Below are 24,138 nucleotides of genomic sequence, written 5' to 3'. Positions count from 1 at the left end.
CGGGGCGGCGCGCTCCGCTCCGAACCCGGGCGCGATCAGCCGAGAAGCTGCTTCGCGCCCGCCACAAGTATCTCATTCACCCAGGCGACGCTCATGAAGTCATCGCGGACCGGCTTCCCGGCCGCGCGGATTTTCCTTGAAGCCTCGGTTGCGGCGTCCACGACCTCCTTGCGCTGCGGTTCGCCCGGGAATCCCAGATCTTGTGCGAGGTCGTTCATGCCGAAAGAGACGTAGTCGACCCCCGGCAGCGCCGCGATCTCGCCCGCGTCTTCGAGCCCGCCGCGGCTCTCGATCATGATCCCTACCGAGACCGCGCTGTTGCACGCGGCCAGATGCGCGAGCCGGTCGGTGATGCCGAAACCGAAATGCGGCCGGCCGGCGCCGAAGGAGCGCTTCCCGAGCGGCGCGAAATAGGCCGCATCGACGACCGCCTGAGCCTCGGCGACGCTGTCGACATGGGGCGTCACGATCCCGTTGACGCCGCGGTCGAGAAGCCTTGTGATCGTCGCCGCGTCGCAGCTTGGCGCTCGTGCGACCACTGTGAGCCCGCAAAGTTCGCTGGTCCGGCAACAGGCTTCGATGTCGCGCATCTCGAATGGACCATGTTCGCAGTCGAGAAAGACGAAATCGATTCCGACGGTCGCCAACACCTCGATCAGCGTCGGCTCCGCGATCGTCAGCTGCACCCCCCTGACCTTTTTTCCCCCCTCGGCGGCGAGCTTCACGGCGTTTCGCATGATGTTTTCCCTGTTCTGATTGCGCGGACTCTGGCGCTTGGCTGCCTTTTACAGACAGCGTTATACGAAATGTGGAGCATATTGTCAGACGAAACGCACGAGTCTTCGTTCGGACGAGTCCCGCGCACGCTCAAGTCGCGCCGAGACGCCGCCACTCCGCAAGAGCGGCCGCGCGGTCGCCCCTGAAGTCGTCTCGTCGGCGGAGCCGGCGCTCCAGATTGAAATGGGTATGGACTGATGAGGAACGAACGGCGGGGAAGATCGGCCGCCAAGCGCCGGAACAAGGCCGCGTCTCGCTCAGACTTGCGGCGCAAATTGCGAAGCAAAATCAGTCAGCGCCTTGGCGGCATTTGGCGTTATCATCCCTTCGCAGCGGATCAGATCGGCCCTCGGGCCGGTTGATGGCGGAGAGACAGGGATTCGAACCCTGGAGACGGTTTCCCGCCTACACACTTTCCAGGCGTGCGCCTTCGACCACTCGGCCACCTCTCCGTCGGGAGATTGTCTATACGCATCGCGCCCGCCGACGCAAGACGCTGCGACGTCTCGCGTTCTTTCCCTCGCTTACGAAACATGCGCGGCCTTCGCGGACTCCGCTTGAGAACTCGTTCAGTGGGCGCTCCCGCATAGGAGAATGCCACCAGGTGCGCCGTGGTTCATGACCTCGGAGACGTCGACGCGAGCCTCGCAATCACAAACGGGGCCGCGCCATCATGTGGCCGGGCGAAAGCGCGCCCGACGACCTGAAGGCGGAGCTCACCTTGACGCCGAGGGCATTGTTCATCAGCCTTCTTCTGTCGCAGGCGCCGTCAGGGATGCTCGCCGGAGCCATCGTCGGCGCCTCTCGGCGATATCCCATACTGTCTGCGCCGCATCGGCGGGGAGGTTCAGCGCCATCTCCGCCAGCACCGCGCCGCCACCCTCGACCGGGTGGAGCTTGAGACCGGTGCGGCGACTGTCAGGGACGAGATCAGCCAGCGGCACATACAGCGCAATAGCCAGCTTCGACATGTGCGCCGCGGCAGGCGGGTTGCGCACGGCCTTCTCGATGCCATTCATTCGGATGCGTAATTGTAGGACTACGAAACATCCGAATTCGGGATATGATCCGCCCCGCACCAAGACGTATTCAGCGACTATGGCGCTTGCGTCATTTGGCGATGAATTCAAGAATCTTCGGCCGGTCCAACCCCTCGCCATGCATTCGCGGATGATCGTGGCGGATCGTAGCCACATGAACCGGCAAGCTCGGATTTAGCGCGCGAGAGCACCCAAACGGCGCGTAGGACGCTCTCAAAAACCAAGCTGGCCCCGCGCGCGGCCTCATGAAATCTTTCCCTTGAAATCCGGTGCTTATCGATGCTTTAAGCGTCCTCGGAGATGTGGCCGAGTGGTCGAAGGCGCTCCCCTGCTAAGGGAGTAGGGCTCAAAAGGCTCTCGAGGGTTCGAATCCCTTCGTCTCCGCCACCCCGCCTAACTATCTGCTATTTATATGAAATCCCGAAAGTTGCCACCAAGCGCGTTGTCCACTTTGGACCACAAAACGCATGGTGAAGATGTGCGCTATCTCGTTCAACCAAGAGGCCCCGGCAAAGGTTACGTCTTCCGCATGAAGACGCCCCCCGAGTTGATCGGGCGCGAGAACCCCAAAACCGGCAAGCCCTTCGGCAGAGAAATCAAACTGGGGCTCGGAACGCGCCATCTTCCCGAGGCGCAAAAGAAGCGGGACATCATCCTTGGCGAGATACGCAGCCGCGTCGCCATTGCGAATGGCGCTGAGGATTTCTCTCTGGAGAGCGCGGCGATCATGAGGCGGGAGATCGTGAAGGATGAAGAGAAACCGCCCCACCCGGCAGATATGACTGGCGACCCTTCCGCGCCGGTGGATGAAACCGTTGGCTATGCGGTCGGTTTGCGCGGCATCGTCGTCGACAAAATTGAAAGCGCCGGCAATCGTCCGCGCTCCAAGCGACCAAGCAAAAAGAAACTTGAAACATACGCGAAGGTGGCGCTGGGAGACGGGTATGCGCTTTCAGACGCGCTGGAGCTTTATCTTGAGAACCGCGCGGAGAATAACGCGGCGGGATACAAACCGCTTTCGCAATCGACCGTGAAGGACGTTAGAACCGCCGTCCGATACCTGTCCGAATTCATGGACGGGTACGTCGAGCTTGAAGATGTCACGCCGGATGTCGCTCAGGACTTCCGGTTCAATTATCTCCCGAATCTCACATCAGCCCACGCAAAAGACGGTCTATCCTCCGGAACGATCAACAAGCACATCACGATGCTGAGCGGCGTCTGGAAATGGGCGCGGGAGCGGCGCTTAATCAAGGGCGTCAATCCGTGGTCGTTCGAAAGCGGCGTTCCGAAAGCCAAACGCAGCCCGGATGATCGCCGCGCAGCGTTCTCGCCAGAGCAGGTCCAGAAGATTTGCGCCGCATTCCCTCAGGGTGACCGCTTGGGAGACGCGTTTCGGCTGGCTCTGGTGACGGGTTGCCGGTCGGATGAAGTGGCGAAGTTGCTTGTCTCGGATGTGGACGAGGATGTCGCCGGGTTCGTTATCCGCGTGGGCAAAACGGAGAACGCACGGAGATATATTCCTCTTATCGGCGTCGCCCGACAACTGATGCGCCAGCGACTGACCAGCAGAGTGGAGGATGGCCGTGTTTTCCCTGATTGGCCGATCAGACCCTCCACAGGAAAAGTATCGGCGCTCCCGCAAGCTTTCACACGCGAGCGCCGAAGAGTGCTCGGCAGAGCCACAGACAAACGGCTGTCTTTTCATAGCACCCGGCACACTTGGCGTACCGTCGCTCGGAACACGCCGGGGATCATCGAGAGCATCGTCCTGCAGCTTGGAGGCTGGGCCAAGGAAGGCGGTGCGAGTTCGATATACGACCACGGCGCGGTCAGGGAACGTCTGACCGAAACGCAGGAGGCGATAGGCGCGGAGATGGAGCGCCAAGGCTATCTCGAACGCTTCTGATTGGTTGGACGGTGGGCGGGTCCATTTCTTACGGGCCCGCCATATGGTTAACCTGATGGTTGGTTTAACTTCCCCCCCCCCTTCCTCCCTCCCCCTCATAGATTCTCCTCAATCAGTTCATTTTTTTGGCTGCACATATGGCGGGGGCGGAACTGGGAGGGCAAGCGGGGTTGGTGGCCTGTCATCCCCTCACATCGACGATCCCCTCGCTTCCAACATGCCGTCTGAACGCGTCCTTCATGATATCGATCGCCACAAACTCCTCATCCTCGGGCACGATAACCGCGTCATGGATTGGCAGGGCGACGACGCCGACCGATTTCAGTCGCAGCATCACGTCCACCATGATCTCGCTCTCGATGTGTTGGAGATGATGCCCAGCGCCTGAATAGAAGAACCCCGAGAGAGCCGGATGGGCGTCTTCAATCAGTCTCGTCACATTCTCGATCCGAAACTCAGGTGCAAACAGCGAGCGGGTCCCCTTGGGAAATTTACCTAGCGGCTTTGTCGAGAAGAACATGGCGTTCATGACCCGCTTCACCCCATTCCGATGGTCTTCAAGGCCGGGGATGAGGTAGGCGTCTTCGGTGCAGTCGGCTGCACCTGCAAGCCCGTATGCGATCCGAGGGTTCATTTGACCGTAGTCAATCTCAACGCAGAATGTGCCGTTGATCCGGATACGAGGCCGTTCTTCCTTTCGCATGTTCTGCCAAAATCCGCCGTAGAGGCGACCGCCATTGTCGAAGCTTTGGTTCGTAAAGATGCGCCTGAGGCCGCGCCGGCCAATATCAGGGTCGACCTCAGAATGTTGCGCTAGCCGGATGTCGGCGTTGTCGAGCCAAGAGTTGAGAGCATCGACCTGCGTCCGCCTCCTTATGGTTGTGGACGTGTCCTCGTACTCAACCATATCGGCCTTACTGAAATAGTCGTCGGGATTCTTTCCGCTTTTCAGAATGATCGTCTCGCGCGGCAGGTTTATGCCGATGTCGGAAAGTTCGATCCATCGACGTCCGACTTCTTGGCGCAACCGGGACCCCGGCCAGATCACTGACGCACGGCCCGCGTTTCCGTATCGCCGTCCGCCCCTGTCCTCAGCGAGGTAATCCAAAGAGGCGAGCGCGTCGACGATTACAGGAAACTGCTTGCCAAGGATGGACGAGCGATATCGGGAGTTACGGCCTAGCTGACCTTTGGAGCGGCAGATCGCGATACCCCGCTCTGGCTCCGTCAGGGCCTGATAGCAAAGATCGCAGATGATGGCCTCGACGGCGTTCTCCCAGCGAACCTGATCGGCGGCTTTTCTCCGGCGCTTTCGCGATCCATTGCGCTGCTGGTATTCGGCCAGGCCAACCAGCGCCGCCTCTATGAAACCCTTCATCCGTTCCGATGCGGCGATGCGCTCTTCGTTGAAGGGTCTGTCACGCAGGGCTTCGCCCGCTTCGACGTTGTCGAACATGGTTTGTCCTTTTCAATGTGTCTGGATTTGGTGGTCCGGTCGCCCGGACAGGTTCAGGCGATGCGGAGCGCCCGGAATTCGCGGTAATGCTCGGGGAGAGCTTCGAGAACCGCGCGTTGGGGAGGCCCGACCATGCCGGCTCGCTCACAGGCTGCGAGGATCAGCCCGGAGCGGGTCGCGGCAAAGCTCAGGCTCTCCCATCTTGGGCGGCCGTCCCTCCTTCCGCCGTAGCGTTGGATGATCCATTGATCGTCTGTCGCCGCGCATATGATCCGCCATCTGGCGTTCAAGCGAAGGAGAAGGCCGCGATAGTGGTCGTCGCGCTCATTCTCTGAAATCGGCGCGGCTGGGGTGCTGTCGGTTAGGTATGTCATGATTGGCTTTCTTCTGGCACCAAGAACCACGGCTGGAGCCGGCGCCAGCCGCTCGCGCATGTTGGGCCGCAATCAGGCGAGACCAGCCCCAGCCGCGCCAGTTGGGCGCTGCTGTTAGTTCATTGGTGGGTGTTGGGGGCCGCTTTCGAACGTCCGTCATGCGGAGCTCAAAACAGGAGCGGCTTGTTCTCATAGCTCAGGTGGTCCCTAATGGGGGGGTCGCGCACCTTTCAGACGTCCGAAACGCTTGCGGCGCTCCAAAATACGGCTATAGGGGTTCGCTAATGCGCAGACTAACGGATTGCGAAACAACTAAAGTCTCAACGAACTGCCGCTTACAGCGCCACCAGCAAACCTCTGAAGCGATGAAAGTATAAAGTTCGGAAGCAATGAAACGGCGTCGGCGGACGCTCTCAGCGATTATTCGCTAAGGTGGCTCACAATTCGCCCCCCGGCGGAGAAGATGATCTAACGCTGGTGCAGTAGAAACCTTTTCACCGCGCGGCGTTATCAATCCCAGCAACTAACCTACGTTATTTAGATATAGAATATAGATCTCGATACGATTGCCGTCGTGAGTGTACACCCATTCTCTATCGCATCTTACAAGATTGAGAAGCCATGACTTGCCGATGTAGTTGACTACCGCGTGCTGTGGCTTGCGACGTTTCTCCGAACCCTAAAGCTTGGCTGACAAAATGAGGCTCCCAGCCTAAAGTCTGCCTCCGGCATCTGCGATGCAACCCCACTCGAGCCATTTTAGCGCCCTAGAGAATAGTAGTGGACAGTACGTAGTGTTGCAGAGCCTGTCTCCGTAACTTCATCCAGTCTTTGACTTCGGCAATTGCCGCGCCCCAGTTGACGGGAGTAATTTTAAGAACACGTCATTAATGTCTGCCTGTATCACTCGCAAGTCGTCGGGGGTCAGATGCTCGCTCGCGCATCCGCGGTCCTTCAAAGGAATGAAAGGGAGGTGCTTACCGCAATCGAGGTGGTGGGCTGTATTCCTTGCTCACGTTGAGCAATGTCAACAGGCGCTCACCTCGACCATTTATCCGATAGTTTAGTAACTCCTCGCCCTTGTCAAAGCGGTCGACAAATAGTGGAATGTTCTTGAAGGCACGATTGGTGTTGTATCTCCAAACCATCGAGCCAAGATCTTCTGTCTCGGCTGATATCTCTTCGCAGCTGGCGAATTCCGATAACCTTGAGAGTGCAATCAAGCAGCGATGCAGCTCAGATAGGGCGCTGTATGATCTACCCCCCTCTTTTCGTCGATAGACCAGCGCATCTCGAACCGTCGAATTAACCTTGTCATAGTACCTAGGAAGGTCGCTTTCGTTGAGGATTGATGCATCCGCAAATTCATCTGCCAGCTGTAGCAGCCCAAAACTTAGTTGATCTCGGTCAAGTTCATCAAATTGCTTAGGGGTTTTGACATCCCTGTCGCGACCTCTCCTGATGTGACGTTCAAAGCGAATGCGTCGATCAGCTCTTACCATAATTGTACGAACATTTACATAAGTTTCATGTATCAGAGCAATCTCCTCTATTGTGCGTAAACCGCTAATCACAATTAGTGGAGATGCGTCTCCTGATAATTGATCAATTATCTGCTTAGCGACTATATCTTGACCAAACCTTTCCAAGAAATCATTCGCTGATTTTGATGATGTAATTTCTATGCCGCGATCCTTTGCCATTTCTCTCAGCTGCTCACTCGCCTCGAAGAACGCTGCACCGAAATTACTCTGAACGAATTCGCTCGCCGTAGTTTTTCCGGCACATTTATGCCCAACTATACAAACAACAGTGGGCGCCTCTTCATCTTCCGGATCAAAAATATGCGGAAGATACGGCTCAACGTGGTCTATTGTTCTTGAATTGCTCTCCCGAGTAAAAAAGTTGCTTGGGAGGTTAGCTGCGGCATTGAGTGGCCTAAGAAAACTCAGCAGCTTTTCCAGTGCCTCTCCGCGAAAGTCGTACTCTAACGAATCTTCAAAGGACATTGCTCCAAGAGGAATGGTCGCCCCGTCGGGAATAAGCCATCCGTTGAACGTATTGGGTGTAAGCCAAGGGTGTTGCAAATTTGTTTCAAATTCCGGAGGGCGATCAGCAATTACCCCACTTGTTTCCCCGTGAAATATAAATGTCTCTTCCAAATTTGGGATATGTAGTGCGGCGTCCGATTTTACGATTGCTTGGCGGTTATTGCCTTTAGATTTGAGTATCGTATCAAGCTCATCAAATGTAATCTCTGCGAACCACTCCTTTGCCCGAAGGCCCGGATAGTCATTTTCGTTGCTAAGAGCATCTATCCGAATGGACGTGTCTTCAACGAAAAATACGGATCTAACCAAAAATTGATTTCGAACTTGCGAAATGGCCCTCCTAAGTAATTCTCCCTTATTCAGAGAGTAATCTTCCTCATACGGCTCTCTATTTGCTCGAAAATGACTTAAAGTATAGCCCTTGCTTTGAAATAAGAGCCTAGCTTGCAGAAGTTTTTCTAGATTAGATGTGTAGAAATATACCTTTAATTTGCGTAGATGAGTGGCGCTTCCGAGAACGCTTCTTCGGATATTGGGTCTTTCATCACTCATAGAATCGACACCAGTCGGCCGCGAGATGCTATCGTTGGATTAAAAATATGAGCTGAGTGGGCCGACGCAACAATTTCAAAATAATCCTTTGCCTCCCTGTCATCTACGTCAACAATCGAGTAAATGAGTGGGCCAAAACTACTCAATCCGCTGGCAATGTTTTTTTCTACCAACGCCCCGTACATCTGGCGAACATCTTGTGACTGATATTTCAACTCGAGCATTTTGAAGCCGGATAGATGTACACGCCTCAGTGAGGTTGCGAGAGCCACCAAGTCTGCGGACGCTACCGCTGGGATCACTCCGTGATGTATGGAGGCTATTGCTCTTAGCGCATCTAGTTCTTCTAAAGGCGTGTGTTCTTCAAAAAACTCAACTTCCTTTTGGCCGTATACGTGATTGCCATTCGGAATAGCCAAGAGAACCTCCCAATAATCAGGAAACTCAACGCGCGGTCCAAAAATAGGCCCCACCCATGGCGAAGATACCGAGGAGGGTAACAACTCTTCTGGCACTACCCCAGGCCTGCCAAAGTCATAGGCAAGGCCTCCGTGAAAGTATGTCTGAATGCCCACTCCGGAGGTCCCCCCCCGCCCTGAAAGCTCGATAATTTGGCGTTCGTTCCAGTTCGATTGTGAGAGCAATCCGACGGCCTCAACAATCCCGAGAGCAAGGGCAGTGTGGCTGCCGAACCCGGAGTGTGCGGGAAGATGCGAGACCACTTCGATATCCAATGTGTCTACGTTAACGAAAGCTTTTAAACGTTTAATGAGAGCGATCACCTCGCCTTCCTGCTCAGTTGCTTTCCCGTGAAGACCCACTTGGCCGTGACCGGTAGTGCATGAAACCTCCAGATGGGGTGCGTCGATCCCCAAACCAATTCCGCCATTCCCATATACAGAAGCTGGGCGTAGATCGCACAGTGCGAAGTGAAGGCGGGATGGTATACGGATTTCGATTTTCATGTCGGGCAACAGCGACCATTATGCGTCATGGGGGTGGGGCTGAATGGTTATCCCATATCTGGGAGAAGTGGTTGTCGAGGGCCTTGAACATGAACCCTCCCTTGCGAACGGTCATGGTAAATGTATTTCGACTCTGCTCTGCCAAGAGGTAGGGGCCCCAGAATATCTCTTCGTCAATAATCATGATATTTACGGATGGGATTGAGTTCATAAGGCGAAGTTCAAAGTGATCTTTGTTAATATCTTCATTCTCTTTGATAGATTTGATAAGTCTCTGAACGTCCGATCTTGTTTTTCCTGCTTCGCGGCCTTCCTCTTTATCCCGCATGTCAGCGTAGCTCGATTCCTTGGTAGGGGCGTCTGGGTTAATGGCGACTATCCGGACTTTTGCCTGCCGTGACCATCTTGCAAATTCATTCGAGAAATCCTCAAGCATGCTTCCGAGGCCATACCCTACTACATCTATTCTTTTCGCTTGCGCGAGTCTCGCATCATATTCGCCCTTAATTCGTACAGATCGATGACGAAAGATGCCGTCCAATCCAGCATCGCTCAGGGCCTGCAGTCGTGACCGCGTCGTATCTAAGAGCGCGACGTACAAAAAAAGAAATATGCCAACAACACCTGCGGCCATTATGGACACGCCAAGGCCGGTGGATATTTCTGAACCGAGAGCGTTGGTCGTGTAGTCGATGTTTATGACAAGAATTCCAATTAGGACTAAAATCACATGAAGCAAAGCCCATGTGATGGTCGTTGCATTGAGATATTTTCTCATCATCTCTCTTCTGTCGAAATTGTAAATTGCCTCACGGCCAGTTATCAGAGCTTGCTCATCGGGTGTCAAAGGGCATGTCCGCTTGGACGCCTTCGCACCCGCGGTGGGCCATCAACGAATCAGCACCTCAGAATGCGCTTAGGTAACCAACGCCACCGCCGGTGCTTCCGCATGAAGGTCTCTCTTCAGCGCAGCATCAGGCTGTCCCGATTGTGCCGGGTATCCCCTTTAGGGTATAGCCCAGCGGTACAATCGCGCGGAGCACAAATTATGTTCCATTAGGGTTGAATTGTGATTTACGGAACATATCTTCCGGAAAGTCTAGAGCCTAATGGAACAGGAGACGCCGATGGCGAGATATGGATACGCACGGGTATCGACGGAGGACCAGAGCCTTGAGGTTCAGAAGGAAGCTCTCAAGGCGGCAGGCTGCGAAATCATCCGCGCTGAGAAGGTGAGCGGCACAAGCCGCACAGGGCGAAATGAACTCGCCACCCTCCTCGACTTCATTAGAGAGGGCGACACGCTGGTCATAACACGCATCGACCGCCTCGCCCGTTCGATTGCGGACCTCTTTGAGATCGTCAAGGCGCTGGAGGCGAAGGGTGCTGCGCTGGAGGCCATAGAGCAGCCCATAGATACGGCTGACGCCGCCGGAAAGGCATTCCTTGGGATGCTGGGCGTCTTCGCGGAGTTCGAGACAGCCGTACGCAAAGAGCGCCAGATGGAGGGCATCGCAAAAGCAAAAGCGGAAGGCCGGTACAAAGGGCGCAAACCGAGCGTAGATAAGGAAGCCGTCAGAAAGCTGCACCGCGAGGGCGTCTCGCCAACTCAGATCGCAAGAGACCTCAAGGTGGGTCGGACCTCGGTGTACCGGGCGCTGTCGAACGGCTGACCGAAATACAGCCTATGTGCGAGAGCGGGCATGATCTGCCTGCCCTTGCCCACCGCGCCTTCATGAGGCGAAGAAAGAGGACCACACACTCCGTAGCATCGCGCATCCCCCGCAAAATGGAGGGCCGGGCATGGGGGGAGTTCGAATTCCCTGCGATGTATCAAACCCACTCAGATTTTTCTGTGAGAACTAACGAGGATGATTGCGAGCAGCCCTAGCGTCAATAAGACAGAAAATCGGCCCAGCGAGGTTGACAGGAAGAAGTCGATTTGATGTGGTCCATACAGGACAGCGCAGAAAGTGGACAACAATTCGAGATATTCTCATTTAAAATCAGATGATTAGAGATTTGGTTGGAGTATCCCTTCGTCTCCGCCACCCCCCCCTCACAGCTGCCTCTGTTTGGCCCGCGGGCGGCGCTTCGGTTCAATACATGATGGCGATCCTGAAGCTTGCGCGCGTTTCCCTGCTATTTGCCGATCAGGGAATTGATCCCGCCTGAGCAGGGAGCGAGGCGGACGGCACAAGGAGACCCGGCTGCGGGGCCTGGCGCCGCCGTCGGGCGTCTGCTGGATCGCCACCCTGTCGATCGCCCCGGCCCGCGCGTCCCCGTCAAGCGGGCGCCCCATCTTCATCAGCCGCTTGAGCGGTCAGGCCCTGCCGCTGGCGGCCTTCGGGAATCGCGCGCTGGATGTCGGGTGTGAGAAAAGCGGGGCGGGGCCGCCGGCGCCGGCGGGAGGAGGACGGCGCCGCGCATTCATCTCCGCCGCAGCGGCGCGGAAAGCCGCGGCATCCTTTCGGCCGGCCAGCGGCGGACTATCCGGCCGCTTTACTGGTGGATTGTTGAACCGGCGCTCTCGCCTGCCGGTCCGGCGGCCGGCGCGAAGGGGGATGGCGCGCCCTGGACCATCTGGGCGACTTCGCTGGCGATCGCGAGAGACGAAGTGACGCCGGGGCTTTCGACGCCGAAGAGGTTGATCAGGCCATTCAGCCCGTTCAGGTCCGGGCCTTGCAACAGCCAGTTGGCGGGTGGCTCGCCAGGGCCGTTGAGGCGCGGGCGCACACCTGCATATTCGGCGATCAGCGCGTCGGCCCGGACATTCGGCCAATAGCGCCGGATCGCCTCCGCCACCGCAGCGGCCCGGCTCTGGTCGAGCTTGTAGTCGACGGCGTCGATCCATTCTTCGTCCGGCCCGAACTTCCCCTGGCCGCCGAGATCCAGTGTAAATATCCCGCCGTTCCGCCATGAGGGCTGAGAAGGGACGACAAGCCGGGAGAACGGCCGCGCCCCGTGATATTTGAAAAAGGTCCCTTTCGCGAAATGAACCTTGGGCAGCGCTGATTCCGGCAAGCCGCGAATCTTCCGCGCGACTTCGGCCGACCATGGGCCAGCGGCGTTGACGAACGTGCGGCACCGCAGATCAATTCGTTCACCAGAATGGCCGACGACGGTGATCTTGAACCCGCCCGCCACCGGCTCGACATCTGTGACCTCGGAGCGAAAGGCGACGAGCGCGCCCGCCGCCTCCGCGTCCCCCAGAAAGGCCAGCATGAGATTGTGGGTGTCCATGATGCCGGTCGATGGCGAGAGGATGGCGGAATGACAGGCGATCTCGGGCTCCAGGCGCAGAACTTCTTCGCCCTCCAGCCATTCGAGATCGTCGCAGTCATTCTCCAGTCCGAGCTCGAAAACGCCGGCCAGCCAATCGCGATCCGTCTCGGAATTCGCCAGGATGAGCTTGCCGGTGCGTTCGGTCCTGACGCCCCGCGCAGCGCAATAGGCGTAGGTCATATCGCGCCCGCGCCGGCAGAGAGCGGCCTGTGGGCTTCCGGGCCGGTGAAAGACGCCCGAATGAACGACCTCGTTGTTGCGTGAACTGGTCTCCATCCCGAACGAGGCGTTGCGCTCGACCACGAGAACATCCTGGCCGTCCATCGCCAACTCGCGGGCGATTGCGAGACCGACGGCGCCGGCGCCGACTACGATAACATCAACCGAGTCCACGGTGGCGCTCAATCGTGAGGGATGGTGGATTGGGCTGACGGACGAGACTCGAATGTGGCGAACCACGCCTCGAGTTTCGGCCGCCCGGGTCGCCAGTTCTCGTCGGCGAAGCGAAAATCCAGATGCGCCAGGGCGCAGAAATAGGCGATGTGTCCGATCGTCGGTTGTTCTGGAAGCTGCGCCGCGTCCGCCTCCATGGCGTCAAGGCAGCGGTTCACCGAGAGAACCTGCCGGGCGATCCAGGCGTCCGATCTTTCGCCATTGGGGCGCCGGCTCTCGAGGCGCCGTGCGATCATCGCATCGAGAAGCGCGTCTCCGAGCGCCTGTCGCTGCAGCGCGCGCCATCGCTCGGTCCCGGCGGCGGGGAAAACAGCGTGGCCCTGGCCGAGGCTGTCGAGATATTCGCAGATCACCGGCGAATCGTAGAGCACAAGGCCGTCATCCAGAACGAGGGCCGGGACCTTGCCGGCCGGATTGACCGCCGCCGCCGGGTTTTCGTCGCCCCAGGGGTTGCTGACGGTCAGCTCGATCCGGCCGTTTACGCCGACTTCACGCGCAGTCATCAGCACTTTTCTCGCGAAGGGTGAGTTGGTCGTATAGTGGAGTCTCATCGGTCGGTCGCTCCTTAAGTAATGCGCGGCATTCAATGGCTGGCGTCGTTAGCCGGGGGCCCGGGCGCGCCAATCTTCGATATAGGCTTCGAAGCCGCGTCGGAGATCGAAGCGCGGCGCGAACCCCAACGCTTCATGCGCACGGCTCATGTCGAGGGCGCCCTTTACGGGGGCTCTGAGTGTCGATGTGAACATGTAAGGTCCGGGCTTCGCGGAGATGTCCGCTCCGGGAATCATCTCCCGAATCAGCTCGACCATTTCACCGAGCGTCGTGGCGGCGCCGCTAGCCAGGTTGTAGACGTCATATTTGTGCGATTTTTCATCAAGCGCCGCGAGGACGCCCGCGACGACATCATCCATATAGGTGAAGTCGATCGCCGCGTCGGCCCCGAACGACAGATGGCAGGCTCGCCCCTGAAGCGCCGCGTCGAGAAACGTGGTTGGCGGTCTCGGGCGCGGCAGCCCGACCCCATAGACCCATGACGTTCGCATGTTGATGCATTCGAGATCGTGGAGATCCCGATAGACCCGCCCCGTCTGCTCCACCGCCAGCTTGCTGATGCCATAGGGCATGTTCGGCCGGGTCGGATGGTCTTCATTGATCTTCGGGTGTTCGAAATCACCGTAGACTTCTTCGGAACTCATATGGACGACTCGACGCACGCCGCAAAGGCGCATCGCCTCGAAGATATTGATGCTGCCTTGCAGATTCACGCGGAAGACGTTCCCGGGGCTCGCGATCGAAAAAAGAACGCCAACGATTGCGGCGCAGTGAATGATCGCGTCGGGCCGATGCTCCTGAAAGGCCGCGATGACGGGCGCGAGATCGGTGATGTCGCCTTCAACAAGGTGGACTCTCCGGTTTTCGACGGCGAGGCGCTTCGCCTCGGCCGGAAAGGCGAAATCGAATGCGATGGCCTGATCGCCGCGGTCCGCCAGAGCGCGCGCGATCTTCCGGCCGATGAATCCGCCGCCACCGGTAATCAAGACTTTCACGTTCGCCCCCTCATGCCGCGATGCCGTCTCGGGAGAGAGTATATTGACGTTGCCGTAATGACAACTACTATCAGGGCGCGGCAGGCGGCCGCGTTCCGGGCCATGGGGGAAATCGAGCCGATGCCTTATCCGATTGTCATCAATAACTTCCCGTTTATCTGGCGCTACGACGTCGAGGCGTGCCTCGACCACCTCGTCGCGCAGGGATACCGGCGTATCGAGCTGCTTCTCACGGCTCCATATTGCTGGCCAAGGAGCCTCAAGAAAGACGTTCGCGGACGAATCTCCGAGCGTGTGCGTTCAGGTGAGATCGAGATCGTCGCGCTCAACCCGGGCGGCTTTGACAACAATCTGGCCAGCCCTGCGGAGGAGGTTCGCGCTCTGGCCGGCGGAATACTCGCCGAAGTCGTCGATCTCGCTGCGGATTGGCGCGCGAAAGGCATCGTCATGTCCCCGGGCGCAGGCCGTCCGCTTTTGCCGCCGCCGATCACGATGCTCGAAGGCTGGAGCCGCGCCGGCATCGAGACGCTTTTGGCCAGGACCGAGCAATCGGGCGTTAGTCTGTTGCTGGAGAACATCCCCTACAGCTTCTGGCCCAAGGCCGACCAGATCGCCGGACTGATCGAAGCGATTGACCACCCCAACCTCGGGGCGGTGTACGATGTCCCGAACGCCGTGTTCGCGGGCGAATCGCCGGACCACGGCTTTGAGCGGCTGAAACAGCATTTGCGGCTTGTCCACTTTTCGGACACCCCTCTTTCGTCCTGGAAGCATGACCGGATCGGCGCCGGGGTTGTGCGCTTCGACGAGGCGCTGCAAGCCATGCGGCGCATCGGCTATGAAGGCGATCTTGTGTTGGAGATCATAGACGCGGATGGCGATGCGGCTATCGCCGAAAGCGTCGCCGCCATACGGCGCCTCGACCCGGACTGACGTTCGGGGAGGAATGGGCGGCTGGACCGGATCGACGCGTTCGCCGACCGGCGGCGCGATCCGCATTGACGGGAGGTCCGGTCAGCTCAGCGCCCGCGCGAGATTCGCGGTGAAGAGACCCAGAACCGCCAGCATCAGCCCGGAGAGAGCGACCTTTTGAAAGAACCGGTCGCCAGCCACCCGGAATGCGTACGACCCCGCCACGCCGCCGAGCAAGAATACCGGAGTCAACACGGCCGCGCCTTGCAGCGCCTCACGCGTGAGCAGGCCAAAATACGCGGTCGAGAAGAGCGCGATCGTCAACGAGATCGAGGAAACCGTGATAATGCTTGCGCGTTTCGTCGCGGGAGAGGCGCCGCCGGCAAGGATATAGAGAACAAGCGGCGGCCCGCCGACCCCGCCGAAGCCGGTGAAAAAGCCCAGAAGCCCGCCTGCGACGGCATGCCCGGCCGAACTGTGGCGCAGCGGCAGGCGCGCGCCAGCGACGATCATGGCGGTCATCGCCAGTATGGCGCCGCTGATCGCGATATTGCTCAAGGTCGGATCAAGGCCGACGAGCAGCGCGTGCCCCACCGGAATGGCCATGGCGGCGCACGGGCTCATGATCAGCATCATCCTGCGGTCCGCGCGCTTCAGCGCGGCTGGCAACAGGAGCATCGTTGCGACGCCTTCGAGCATGGTCGCGATTGCGACCGCAACAGTCGGGCCAATCGAGAGACTAAGCGCCGGAACGATGAGCAAGGCGGAGCCGAACCCCGCGAAGCCCCGCAGGAGGCCGGCGCAGGCGACAACAGCCGCCAGCAGCCCCGCACTGGCGTGAGTGTCGCCAAGAACGACGAACATCCGCAAGCCTCTCAGATTGTCTTTTCGGGGCCGATCCTGGGTTTGATGATCCCGGCGCCGACATAGCCCCCGTCAATCGAGAGGGTGTGGGCGGTAATATAGCCTGCTTCATCAGAGGCGAGGAAAAGTGCGCCGAACACCATCTCCTCGATCTGGCCATACCGTCCAAGCGGCACGTCGGCCAGCAACGCGCGCCGGATCTCGGGCGGTTGCCATGCGGTCATCGGCGTCTCGGTCGGCCCCGGGGCGATCGTATTGACGGTGATTCCCGTTTCGGCGAGCTCAATAGCGAGGGTCTCGGCAAAGTTGATCACCCCGGCCTTGGACGCGGCGTAAGCGCCGCGATGCGCGGCGCCGCGAAACCCTACATTCGACGAGATCAGCACGATGCGCCCGAAACGATTCGGGATCATCCGTTGCGCCGCCGCTCGCGCGATCAGGAAACTTCCGGTGAGGTTCACATCCACGATCCGGCGCCAATCCTCTGCGGACATGTCGAGAATCGGCGTCAGTTGATTGACCGCCGCGCAATGCACCAGCACGTGAGGCGCCCCGAACCGCGCTTCGGCGGCGGAAAGCGCCGAGTCGATCTCCGCTTCGCTGGCCACATCAAGGACGCAGGCTTGCGCTTCTCCGCCGCGTGAGGCGATGTCGGCGACGGTCGCCGCAACGGACTCCGCATCGATATCGCAGGCCCAGACCTTTGCGCCCTCAGCGGCGAAACCCAACGCCATCCCTCGCCCGATGCCGCCACCGGCCCCCGTGACGAGCACTGTCTTGCCGGAAAATCGCACCTTCGACTCCATCCATCCGCGAGGGAAATCCCGCTCGCGGACGGACATTATCATATTTGTAGTTGCAATAGCTACGACGATGTGGATGCTGTTTGAAGCGAACAAGAAACACACTGCGAACGGGAGGTCGACGGATGAAGGGTGGAGAGTTCATTGTCGATTTTTTGATTCGGGAGAAAGTGCCCTACGTCTTCGGCGTATGCGGACATGGCAATGTCGGCCTCCTGGATGCGATGTATGATCGTGCGGACGAATTGCCGTTGATCTCTCCAAGGCACGAACAGGCCGCCGGCCATATGGCCGACGCCTATTACCGGGTCGCGCATCAGCCCGCCGCAACGCTCGCATCGATCGGGCCGGGCTCCGTCAACATGCTGATGCCGCTTGCGAATGCGCTGAGCGATTCGTCCGCGATCCTGTCATTGACCGCGAGCGCGCCCACCGTGCAGGCGAACCGTTCCCCGTTCCAGGAAATCGCGCGGCACAATCAGTCGGATTTCGCCCAGAGCGTCCGGTCTTTCGTGAAGCGCGGCTATCAGCCCCAGAGGATTGAAAGCCTGCCGCTCGTGATGCGCCAGGCGCTGACCCTGACCACGCAAGGCAGGCCCGGGCCGGTGAACGTGGATATCCCGTTCGATCTGTTTCAGGAGAGCGCCGACCTCGCCTATGAGCCGACGCAAGGCGCGAGCATTCAGAGCCGCGTCGGCGCGGCGCCTTCGGTCGTCGCAAAGGTGGCGGACCTCCTGCTCGCCGCCGAGAGGCCGCTCATTTACACCGGGAACGGCGTCGTTCTTTCCGAGGCGGGGCCTGAACTGACCGAACTTGTCCGGCGACTGCGGACGCCGGTCGTGAGCCTTCCGAACGGCATGGGCGCGCTGGACATGCGGAGCGAGTATTCGCTCGGCTTTGTCGGCCGGAACGGCAGTTACCCGGCGAATGAGGCGGCCCGGCGATGCGATGTGCTTCTCGATCTTGGCGCGCGCTTCGATGACCGCTCGGCTTCGTCATGGATCCCCGGATATTCCTGGAACATTCCGCCGACCAAGCTCATCCAGGTCGATATAGACGCCATGGAGATCGGCCGTAATTATCCTGTCGAGCTGGGTGTCGTCGCCGATGTGAAGACATTTCTCGCGCAGCTCCTGCTGGAGCTCGACCGCCGCGCCATCACGATTCGCCACGAGGAATGGCTGGGCGACATCGCGGAATGGCGGCGCCGGTGGGAGGAGCATGTTCGCCCGAAATTCGACATCTCCTCGACCCCGCTTCGACCGGAGCAGGTCGTCAAGGAACTGCGCGCGGTCTTGCCGGATGACGGGATCCTGATCCCGGACGTCGGCGCGCATCACAACTGGTTCATGCAGTTCTGGGAGGCGAGGCAGCCCGGCACGTTCCTCAATTCCTATGGCTTCGGCGCGATGGGCTTCAGCGTCTGCGGAGTTCTCGGGGCGAAGCTGGCCGCGAAAGACAGACCCTGCATCTCGGTCTGCGGCGACGGCGGCTTCACGATGACGCCTTACGTCCTCGCCACCGCGGTGGAGTACGACATTCCGGCGATCTGGGTCGTCTGGAACAATTTCGGCTGGGTTTCGATCCGCGACATTCAGGTCGGCATGTTCGAAGGGCGCGAGATTGGAACGCTCTTCTATCGGGACGGCGAACGCTACAATCCGGATTTCGCGCTCATGGCGAAATCATATGGCGTCGACGCCATCACCGTTCGGCACGCCGACGAGCTTGGTCCTGCGCTCGAACATGCGCTGGCGCTCGGGAAACCGTGCCTGATCGACGTCCACGTCGATGGGGACGTTCGCCCGCCCTCAACCGGGGCCTGGCAATTGCCGCCCACGCCCTACCGGGAGCCGAGTTTCGGCAAGCGCTACCGGCCGGAGTGAACGGAGCATGCGAAGCGAAGGCGAGGTCGCGCGGCGGAGTTCGGATCATCGAGAGAGAAGAACTCCTGACGGCTGCTGACAGGGGGCGAACGCAGATCCTGTGAAATAAACGAAAAGCAAAACAAAGGGAGGTAAGAATGAAGAAACTCGCAGAATCAGGGCGCACAGACACCCGACGCGAATTCATGCGTCTCGCCGCGCGCTTTGGCGGCTCGGCGGCGGCGCTCGCATGGGTGACGGCGCCAGCAGGCGCATTGCTTTTCAGTGCGACCGAAGCGCTCGCGCAGAGCGAGGCGGAAAAGAAGGACAAGGCCGATCACGTGATGCTCACCGGCATCACCGAGGCGCCTGGACGCTGGCCGAACGGCCCGCTTTCCACCGAGCAATCGAACCTGACCGGCGTCATCGAATGGAAAAAGAACATCGAGGCCGCCACGGACGGTAAGGTCTATGTCGAGCTTCAATACGGCGGCGTGCTCGGGAACCAGGTCGATATGCCTCGCAAGTTGCAACAGGCGACATTGCAGGCGGCGCATGGCTCGACGCAGAACGCCGCGGCTTCCGCTTCGGTCTGGAATGTCATCGATTTCCCCTACCATGTCGGGTCGATCGAGAATTTCTGGCGCCTGACCTTTTCACGCGAATGGAACGATATCTTCCGGGCGAAATCGGAGAAGCAGGGCCTGATCGCGACAGCTTTCTTCCCGCAGATCCGATGGGTGCAGCTGCGCCGCGGCCTCGACCGGGAGGTCCGTCGTCCAGAAGACATGGACGGGCTCAAGATCCGCGTGACCGGCTCGAAACTCGAACAGGTTGCGTTCGATATCCTGCCGGCCAATCCGACGCCGGTGAACTGGGGCGAGACCTACAACGCGCTGAAGGAAGGCGCCGTCGACGGTCTGCACGTCGCGCCCGGCCCGGTGGCGGACGTGAACATCTCGGAGGTGATCGGACAACTCGTCAACACGGAGTTCATGTACAACTCCGACGCGATGTTCATTTCAGCCCGCTGGTTCAGGCAACTTCCCGAGGCGATTCAGGAAGGCATTCTCGAGGGCTCCTATCAGACCCAGGTCTTCCAGCATGACGCGTATGAGCCGTATCTGCGTGACCAATGGGGCATCAGGCCGGATTCGCCGAAGGACACGATCTGGGGAAAGCTCGATCCGAATTTCGTCTTCCTCAGCGATGACGAGCGGGACGCCTGGCGCGACTTCCTTTCCTTCGAGAGGAACAAGGACGTGCTTGACCCGCTCGTCGAGAAGTTCGGCCGAAAAGAATACGAGGCGACAGGCCGGATCGCCCAGGAGAGCGGCCCCGTCGAGATGCGGCGGTGGTGGCGATCCTGACGGATCTGGGCCGGGAGCGCTTCGCTCCCGGCCTCCTCCGCCGGCGGGGGCGACAGACGAGAGCCTGCCGATCGCAGCCCCAGGCGACCACCCGGTCGCGGATGACGTAGTGATGCCAGCGCCATGAAATTCAAATTCCCCAAATGGGCACTATGGCTCGACAAAAACTTTGAGTATTATTTCAATTTTATACTGTACTCATATTTGACATTCATAATCGTCATTGAGGTGTTCCGGAGATACGTGCTTGGCGCCTCGACGTCTTATGGCGAAGAGACCGCCCGTTACGCGTTTATCTGGCTTGCGTATCTGGCGGCGGCGCGCGGCGTCAAAAGCAGAAGCCACCTGTCGATTGACATAATCAGGATATTCACCGGCAGGAAGGGCAACTTCATACTCTTCATGCTGAATGACGCTCTGTTCTTCACCCTCGCGATCATTGTCATTGTGACAGGCACGAGATTCATGATCACCACCATCGAATTCGAGCAGTATTTTACTGGAATCCAGATTCCTTACTGGGTCGCCGTGGCGTCTATCCCGATCGGATGGGGAGTGATCGCGCTGCGGGTCGTTCAGCGCAGCATTCTTACAATCCAGGCGTATCGGCGCGGCGAAATGATCGAACCCGGCTTCATCGGAGGAAACTAGGTCATGGACGCTAGTGTGGCATTGGCGCTCGGGGGCATGGCGGTCTTTCTCCTGCTCGGGGTGGAGATTGTGGTTTGCCTTGGGTTGGGCGCCGTCTTTCTTGTTCTGACCCAGAAGAATTTCACCATCGACAATATCGGCATCGCGACATTTTCGGAGATCAACCTCTTCCCGCTGCTCGCCATGCCGCTCTATATATTGACCGGCGATCTGATCGGACATTCCGGGATCGCGAAGCGACTGATAGATTTCTCTCGCGCATTGATCGGCTGGGCGCATGGCGGCCTCGCGCTGACGCTCCTGATCGCCTGCGGGTTCTTCGCCGCGATCAGCGGCTCGAACGCCGCTACGGTGGCGGCGATGGGCCGGATGATGCTGGATCCGATGGAGCGAGACGGCTACCCGCGGGACTATTCGGCCGCTGTGGCCGCCTGCGGCGGAACGGTCGGCATCATCATCCCGCCAAGCATCGTCTTCGTGCTCTACGGGGTCGCGTCGGGCACCTCGATCGGCGATCTCTTTATCGCCGGCATCATCCCCGGCATCCTGATGATCGGCACCATGGGCGTCATTGCGACCATAACCTGCCGGCGCCGCGGCATCGGCAAGAGGATCCCGTTCAGCGGACGTGAACTGCTGCGGACCGGGCTGCGCGCGAATCTCGCATTCGGAGCCACCGCGATCATTCTCGGCGGGATCTATGGCGGCATTTTCACGCCAACGGAGGCTGCGGCCGTCGCCGCCGCCTACTGCCTCGTTGTCGGCCTATTCGTGACGCGTGAGCTCAAGGTCAGGGATCTGCCCCGCATCGTGAACGTAAGCGCCGACATCACCGGCCTTATCGCGCCGATCATCGCGCTCGCCGTGGCGCTGTCGCAGATATTGGCGGTGCTCAATCTGCCGCGCGCAGGCGTTGAAGCGCTGCTCCTGCTTTCTTCGGACCCGACAGTCCTGATGTTGGTGATGATCCTCATCCTGCTCGTCGCCGGCATGCTCATGGAGACGACGCCGAACGTCATTCTGTTGACGCCATTGCTTGCGCCGGTCGCCAGTTCGATCGGGCTCGATCCGGTTCATTTCGGGGTGATCTTCGTGGTTACGCTCGCCATCGGCTTCGTGACGCCGCCTGTCGGGCTGAACCTCTTTGTCGCCAGCTCCATCTCACGAACGCCGGTCATGACGATCGCCGGGCGCGCCGCGCCGATGATTGTAGGCCTTTTCGTCAGCCTGATGCTGCTCGCGTTCATTCCCTGGTTCTCGACCGCGCTGCTGTGATCGCGCCGCCGGCCCGGCGGCGCAAGACGTCGGGCGTCGAGGGTCAGCGACCGAACCAGTCGATCAGCGCAGCCGCCACTTCGTCAGGGGATTCCTCGGCGATAAAATGACCGCCCGGAACCTCGACGCCGCTCACCTCGTCGCAGAGCGTCCGCCAGTAGGCGACCGGATCGAACCGGCGGCCGAACTTGCTCTCCCTTCCCCAGAGGGAAAGAAGTGGGGCGGCGATGCGCCCGGCGGGGCCGTCCTCGGCGTCGGCGGTCACGCCGGCCCTGTAATCCTCGCAGGTTGCGTGGATTGAGGCCGGATCGCGGAACGTGCGGATGTACTCCGCGAAGGCTTCCTCCGAAAGCCACCCCTCGCGGCGCCCCCAGGATTCGAGCGTCCATCGGAGAAAGAACTCCGGGTCGGCGCCGATCAGGCGTTCCGGCAGGTCGCAGGGTTGCGACAGGAAGAACCAGTGATAGGTGTCGCGGCCGAAATTGGAGTCGACCTTCTGGAACATGTCGGGCGCGAGCGTCATCGGGATGATGTCGAGGATGGCGACGCGAGAGACGTGTTCCGGATGCGCCTGGGCGATACGCTGGACGACCCGGCCGCCGCGATCATGACCAGCAGCCATGAAGCGCTCAAAACCGAGCCTCTCCATCAGGCCAATCATGTCTTTCGCCATTCTCGCCTTGGAATAGGCCGCATGGTCGCCGCCGCCCTCGGGCTTCCCGCTGTCTCCGTAGCCGCGCAGGTCGGCCGCAACCACCGTGAAGTGTCGTGCGAGCGCCGGCGCGACCTTGTGCCAGCAGACATGCGTTTGAGGATACCCGTGCAACAACAGAACGGGTGGACCTTCACCGCCGACACGCGCGTGAATCTCGCAGCCGTCAACTTCTGTGAGGGTGGATTCGAATCCATCGAAAAGCGGCATTTGTCACCTCTGTGGGTCGATCAGCACTTTGAGATGTCGCTCCGGCGTGTCGCGCAGTTCGCCGTAAGCTTTCGCGAAATCTGACAGTGCGAAGGCGCCGGTTATCATCACCTCCGACGAAATCGCGCCAGCCTCCAGCAACCTGGTGGCTTCGACGAAATCCTCACGCGCGTAGTTTCGCGACAGGATCAGCGACAGTTCCTTTCGGTAGGCCGCCGTGTAGGGGATCGGCGGCTCTTCGTCGCCATGCGGAAAGGCCAGCAACACGAGCGCGCCGTCGATCCGCAGCGCCGCGACGCCGGCGGTGAGCGTCTCGGGAACGCAGACATTGTCGAAAACGATGTCGAACGGCTCATCCGCGAACGCGGACAAGTCCTCAGCGAGGTTCCCGCCCTTGGCGAGGAGGAAACCGTCGAGCCCGAGCGCCTCCACGGCCGCCCTGCGCGCGGGCAGCCGGTCAACCGCAACCACCTGCGCGGCGCCCGCGGCGCGCGCCGCCTGGGCGATGAGCAACCCGATGACGCCGGCGCCGATGATCGCGACGCGGTGTCCCGGCTGGAGCCGCGCCCGCCGGAGCGCGTGCGCCGCGACGGCGGTCGGCTCAATCAGCGCGCCGGCGTCCCCCCGCAGACTCGCCGGGACCGGCAGCAAATGGTCGATCGGAACCACCATTTGTTCGGCAAAGGCGCCGCCGTCGCGATGCACCCCCCATACTCTGAACTCTGGGCAGAAATTCGGCGCGTCCTTGCGGCAGGCGGCGCAATGGCCGCATCCCTGAGTCGGATAGATCGTGACCCAATCGCCCACCTGGTGGCCCGCATCGGCTTCGATCTCTTCGATCCGCGCGACGAATTCATGACCGGGCGTCATCGGAAAGACCGCCATCCGGCTTTGCCCCCGGATCGTGGCGATATCAGTGGCGCAGACGCCAGTGCGATGGATCCGAAGCAGCGCCGAGCCTTTCGCCATTCGGGGCGCCGGCCGGTCGACAACGTCGAAATCGTTCGGAGCGCGAAGTAGCAGCGCCTTCATGTACGATCCTCCGGTTGGTTCGCGGGCACACCCGC

Annotated in this window: 21 protein-coding genes, 2 tRNA genes and 1 pseudogene; 8 read left to right on the top strand and 16 right to left on the bottom strand. The window is 59.8% G+C overall.

Going from position 1 to position 24,138, the window contains the following annotated elements:
- Positions 1–35: 35 nt before the first annotated feature.
- The 4 genes and pseudogenes from WG921_RS02230 to WG921_RS02220 form a co-directional block, all read right to left on the bottom strand.
- Positions 36–737 (bottom strand): HpcH/HpaI aldolase family protein, encoded by a 702-nt coding sequence (locus WG921_RS02230; RefSeq protein WP_340107568.1) that lies wholly within the window; start codon positions 735–737, stop codon positions 36–38.
- 130 nt (positions 738–867) lie between these two features.
- Positions 868–978: pseudogene (locus tag WG921_RS17910) on the bottom strand (IS6 family transposase); the annotation flags it as partial.
- Positions 979–1,139: 161 nt separating this feature from the next.
- Positions 1,140–1,229, bottom strand: a tRNA-Ser gene (locus tag WG921_RS02225).
- A 291-nt stretch (positions 1,230–1,520) separates the two neighbouring features.
- Entirely contained in the window at positions 1,521–1,796 is a 276-nt protein-coding gene (locus tag WG921_RS02220) for a hypothetical protein (RefSeq protein WP_340107567.1), read from the bottom strand.
- A 317-nt stretch (positions 1,797–2,113) separates the two neighbouring features.
- On the opposite strand from WG921_RS02220, the gene WG921_RS02215 reads away from it, so the two are divergent.
- A tRNA-Ser gene (locus tag WG921_RS02215) sits at positions 2,114–2,204 on the top strand.
- Positions 2,205–2,295: 91 nt separating this feature from the next.
- Positions 2,296–3,726, top strand: a complete 1,431-nt coding sequence (locus WG921_RS02210; RefSeq protein WP_340107566.1) for a site-specific integrase — start codon at positions 2,296–2,298, stop codon at positions 3,724–3,726.
- A 181-nt stretch (positions 3,727–3,907) separates the two neighbouring features.
- Here WG921_RS02210 and WG921_RS02205 read toward each other — a convergent pair whose 3' ends face one another.
- From WG921_RS02205 to WG921_RS02185, 5 genes are all read right to left on the bottom strand, one after another.
- A complete protein-coding gene (locus WG921_RS02205) occupies positions 3,908–5,182 on the bottom strand; it encodes a hypothetical protein (protein WP_340107565.1) in 1,275 nt (424 codons plus the stop codon).
- A gap of 53 nt (positions 5,183–5,235) precedes the next feature.
- Positions 5,236–5,556, bottom strand: coding sequence for a hypothetical protein (locus WG921_RS02200; RefSeq protein WP_340107564.1), 321 nt, complete (start codon positions 5,554–5,556; stop codon positions 5,236–5,238).
- A gap of 977 nt (positions 5,557–6,533) precedes the next feature.
- Positions 6,534–8,159 (bottom strand): non-canonical purine NTP pyrophosphatase, encoded by a 1,626-nt coding sequence (locus WG921_RS02195; RefSeq protein ID WP_340107563.1) that lies wholly within the window; start codon positions 8,157–8,159, stop codon positions 6,534–6,536.
- Positions 8,156–9,124, bottom strand: coding sequence for a beta-ribofuranosylaminobenzene 5'-phosphate synthase family protein (locus WG921_RS02190; RefSeq protein ID WP_340107562.1), 969 nt, complete (start codon positions 9,122–9,124; stop codon positions 8,156–8,158). Before WG921_RS02190 ends, WG921_RS02195 begins: the two co-directional genes overlap by 4 nt.
- 25 nt (positions 9,125–9,149) lie before the next feature.
- Positions 9,150–9,902, bottom strand: coding sequence for a hypothetical protein (locus WG921_RS02185; protein WP_340107561.1), 753 nt, complete (start codon positions 9,900–9,902; stop codon positions 9,150–9,152).
- 349 nt (positions 9,903–10,251) lie between these two features.
- Here WG921_RS02185 and WG921_RS02180 point away from each other — a divergent pair, with 349 nt between their 5' ends.
- Positions 10,252–10,797: a recombinase family protein gene (locus WG921_RS02180; protein ID WP_340107560.1), complete on the top strand. Its 546-nt coding sequence runs from the start codon at positions 10,252–10,254 to the stop codon at positions 10,795–10,797.
- 829 nt (positions 10,798–11,626) lie between these two features.
- Here WG921_RS02180 and WG921_RS02175 read toward each other — a convergent pair.
- The 3 genes from WG921_RS02175 to WG921_RS02165 are packed head-to-tail and all read right to left on the bottom strand — an operon-like array spanning position 11,627 to position 14,409.
- Positions 11,627–12,802 carry an NAD(P)/FAD-dependent oxidoreductase gene (locus WG921_RS02175; RefSeq protein ID WP_340107559.1) on the bottom strand — a complete coding sequence of 392 codons (1,176 nt, stop codon included), beginning with the start codon at positions 12,800–12,802 and terminating at the stop codon, positions 11,627–11,629.
- Between the two features lie 8 nt (positions 12,803–12,810).
- Positions 12,811–13,413 carry a glutathione S-transferase family protein gene (locus tag WG921_RS02170; RefSeq protein WP_340107558.1) on the bottom strand — a complete coding sequence of 201 codons (603 nt, stop codon included), beginning with the start codon at positions 13,411–13,413 and terminating at the stop codon, positions 12,811–12,813.
- Between the two features lie 48 nt (positions 13,414–13,461).
- Positions 13,462–14,409, bottom strand: a complete 948-nt coding sequence (locus WG921_RS02165; RefSeq protein ID WP_340107557.1) for an NAD-dependent epimerase/dehydratase family protein — start codon at positions 14,407–14,409, stop codon at positions 13,462–13,464.
- Positions 14,410–14,421: 12 nt separating this feature from the next.
- On the opposite strand from WG921_RS02165, the gene WG921_RS02160 reads away from it, so the two are divergent.
- Positions 14,422–15,342 (top strand): sugar phosphate isomerase/epimerase family protein, encoded by a 921-nt coding sequence (locus tag WG921_RS02160; RefSeq protein ID WP_340107556.1) that lies wholly within the window; start codon positions 14,422–14,424, stop codon positions 15,340–15,342.
- Positions 15,343–15,423: 81 nt separating this feature from the next.
- On the opposite strand, the gene WG921_RS02155 is transcribed toward WG921_RS02160, so the two are convergent.
- Positions 15,424–16,185: a sulfite exporter TauE/SafE family protein gene (locus tag WG921_RS02155; protein ID WP_340107555.1), complete on the bottom strand. Its 762-nt coding sequence runs from the start codon at positions 16,183–16,185 to the stop codon at positions 15,424–15,426.
- Between the two features lie 11 nt (positions 16,186–16,196).
- Positions 16,197–17,084: an SDR family NAD(P)-dependent oxidoreductase gene (locus WG921_RS02150; RefSeq protein ID WP_340107554.1), complete on the bottom strand. Its 888-nt coding sequence runs from the start codon at positions 17,082–17,084 to the stop codon at positions 16,197–16,199.
- A gap of 29 nt (positions 17,085–17,113) precedes the next feature.
- Between WG921_RS02150 and WG921_RS02145 the strand changes: the two genes are divergently transcribed.
- The 4 genes from WG921_RS02145 (at position 17,114) to WG921_RS02130 (ending at position 22,149) form a co-directional block, all read left to right on the top strand.
- Positions 17,114–18,874: a thiamine pyrophosphate-binding protein gene (locus WG921_RS02145; RefSeq protein WP_340107553.1), complete on the top strand. Its 1,761-nt coding sequence runs from the start codon at positions 17,114–17,116 to the stop codon at positions 18,872–18,874.
- Between the two features lie 137 nt (positions 18,875–19,011).
- Positions 19,012–20,223 (top strand): TRAP transporter substrate-binding protein, encoded by a 1,212-nt coding sequence (locus tag WG921_RS02140; RefSeq protein WP_340107552.1) that lies wholly within the window; start codon positions 19,012–19,014, stop codon positions 20,221–20,223.
- A gap of 123 nt (positions 20,224–20,346) precedes the next feature.
- Complete coding sequence (locus WG921_RS02135; RefSeq protein ID WP_340107551.1) at positions 20,347–20,874, top strand: TRAP transporter small permease; 528 nt, start codon at positions 20,347–20,349, stop codon at positions 20,872–20,874.
- Between the two features lie 3 nt (positions 20,875–20,877).
- Positions 20,878–22,149, top strand: coding sequence for a TRAP transporter large permease (locus WG921_RS02130; RefSeq protein ID WP_340107550.1), 1,272 nt, complete (start codon positions 20,878–20,880; stop codon positions 22,147–22,149).
- Positions 22,150–22,192: 43 nt separating this feature from the next.
- Here WG921_RS02130 and WG921_RS02125 read toward each other — a convergent pair whose 3' ends face one another.
- On the bottom strand, positions 22,193–23,071 hold the full coding sequence (locus tag WG921_RS02125) for an alpha/beta fold hydrolase (RefSeq protein WP_340107549.1): 879 nt from the start codon (positions 23,069–23,071) through the stop codon (positions 22,193–22,195).
- 3 nt (positions 23,072–23,074) lie between these two features.
- The gene (locus WG921_RS02120; protein WP_340107548.1) at positions 23,075–24,103 is read right to left on the bottom strand and encodes a zinc-dependent alcohol dehydrogenase; all 1,029 of its coding nucleotides are present in this window, start codon (positions 24,101–24,103) and stop codon (positions 23,075–23,077) included.
- Positions 24,104–24,138 lie beyond the last annotated feature (35 nt).

Source organism: Paludibacillus litoralis (genome assembly GCF_037646705.1).
Lineage (GTDB): Bacteria > Pseudomonadota > Alphaproteobacteria > Rhodobacterales > Rhodobacteraceae > Pikeienuella > Pikeienuella litoralis.
This window is presented reverse-complemented; position numbering and strand designations above follow the sequence as displayed.

What these genes read in the sequence shown, in the direction of transcription:
- WG921_RS02230 (WP_340107568.1), bottom strand. Translation starts at nt 737, where the DNA reads ATGCGAAACGCCGTGAAGCTCGCCGCCGAGGGGGGAAAAAAGGTCAGG.
- WG921_RS02220 (WP_340107567.1), bottom strand. Translation starts at nt 1,796, where the DNA reads ATGAATGGCATCGAGAAGGCCGTGCGCAACCCGCCTGCCGCGGCGCAC.
- WG921_RS02205 (WP_340107565.1), bottom strand. Translation starts at nt 5,182, where the DNA reads ATGTTCGACAACGTCGAAGCGGGCGAAGCCCTGCGTGACAGACCCTTC.
- WG921_RS02200 (WP_340107564.1), bottom strand. Translation starts at nt 5,556, where the DNA reads ATGACATACCTAACCGACAGCACCCCAGCCGCGCCGATTTCAGAGAAT.
- WG921_RS02195 (WP_340107563.1), bottom strand. Translation starts at nt 8,159, where the DNA reads ATGAGTGATGAAAGACCCAATATCCGAAGAAGCGTTCTCGGAAGCGCC.
- WG921_RS02190 (WP_340107562.1), bottom strand. Translation starts at nt 9,124, where the DNA reads ATGAAAATCGAAATCCGTATACCATCCCGCCTTCACTTCGCACTGTGC.
- WG921_RS02185 (WP_340107561.1), bottom strand. Translation starts at nt 9,902, where the DNA reads ATGAGAAAATATCTCAATGCAACGACCATCACATGGGCTTTGCTTCAT.
- WG921_RS02180 (WP_340107560.1), top strand. Translation starts at nt 10,252, where the DNA reads ATGGCGAGATATGGATACGCACGGGTATCGACGGAGGACCAGAGCCTT.
- WG921_RS02170 (WP_340107558.1), bottom strand. Translation starts at nt 13,413, where the DNA reads ATGAGACTCCACTATACGACCAACTCACCCTTCGCGAGAAAAGTGCTG.
- WG921_RS02160 (WP_340107556.1), top strand. Translation starts at nt 14,422, where the DNA reads ATGCCGCGATGCCGTCTCGGGAGAGAGTATATTGACGTTGCCGTAATG.
- WG921_RS02155 (WP_340107555.1), bottom strand. Translation starts at nt 16,185, where the DNA reads ATGTTCGTCGTTCTTGGCGACACTCACGCCAGTGCGGGGCTGCTGGCG.
- WG921_RS02145 (WP_340107553.1), top strand. Translation starts at nt 17,114, where the DNA reads ATGAAGGGTGGAGAGTTCATTGTCGATTTTTTGATTCGGGAGAAAGTG.
- WG921_RS02140 (WP_340107552.1), top strand. Translation starts at nt 19,012, where the DNA reads ATGAAGAAACTCGCAGAATCAGGGCGCACAGACACCCGACGCGAATTC.
- WG921_RS02135 (WP_340107551.1), top strand. Translation starts at nt 20,347, where the DNA reads ATGAAATTCAAATTCCCCAAATGGGCACTATGGCTCGACAAAAACTTT.
- WG921_RS02130 (WP_340107550.1), top strand. Translation starts at nt 20,878, where the DNA reads ATGGACGCTAGTGTGGCATTGGCGCTCGGGGGCATGGCGGTCTTTCTC.
- WG921_RS02125 (WP_340107549.1), bottom strand. Translation starts at nt 23,071, where the DNA reads ATGCCGCTTTTCGATGGATTCGAATCCACCCTCACAGAAGTTGACGGC.
- WG921_RS02120 (WP_340107548.1), bottom strand. Translation starts at nt 24,103, where the DNA reads ATGAAGGCGCTGCTACTTCGCGCTCCGAACGATTTCGACGTTGTCGAC.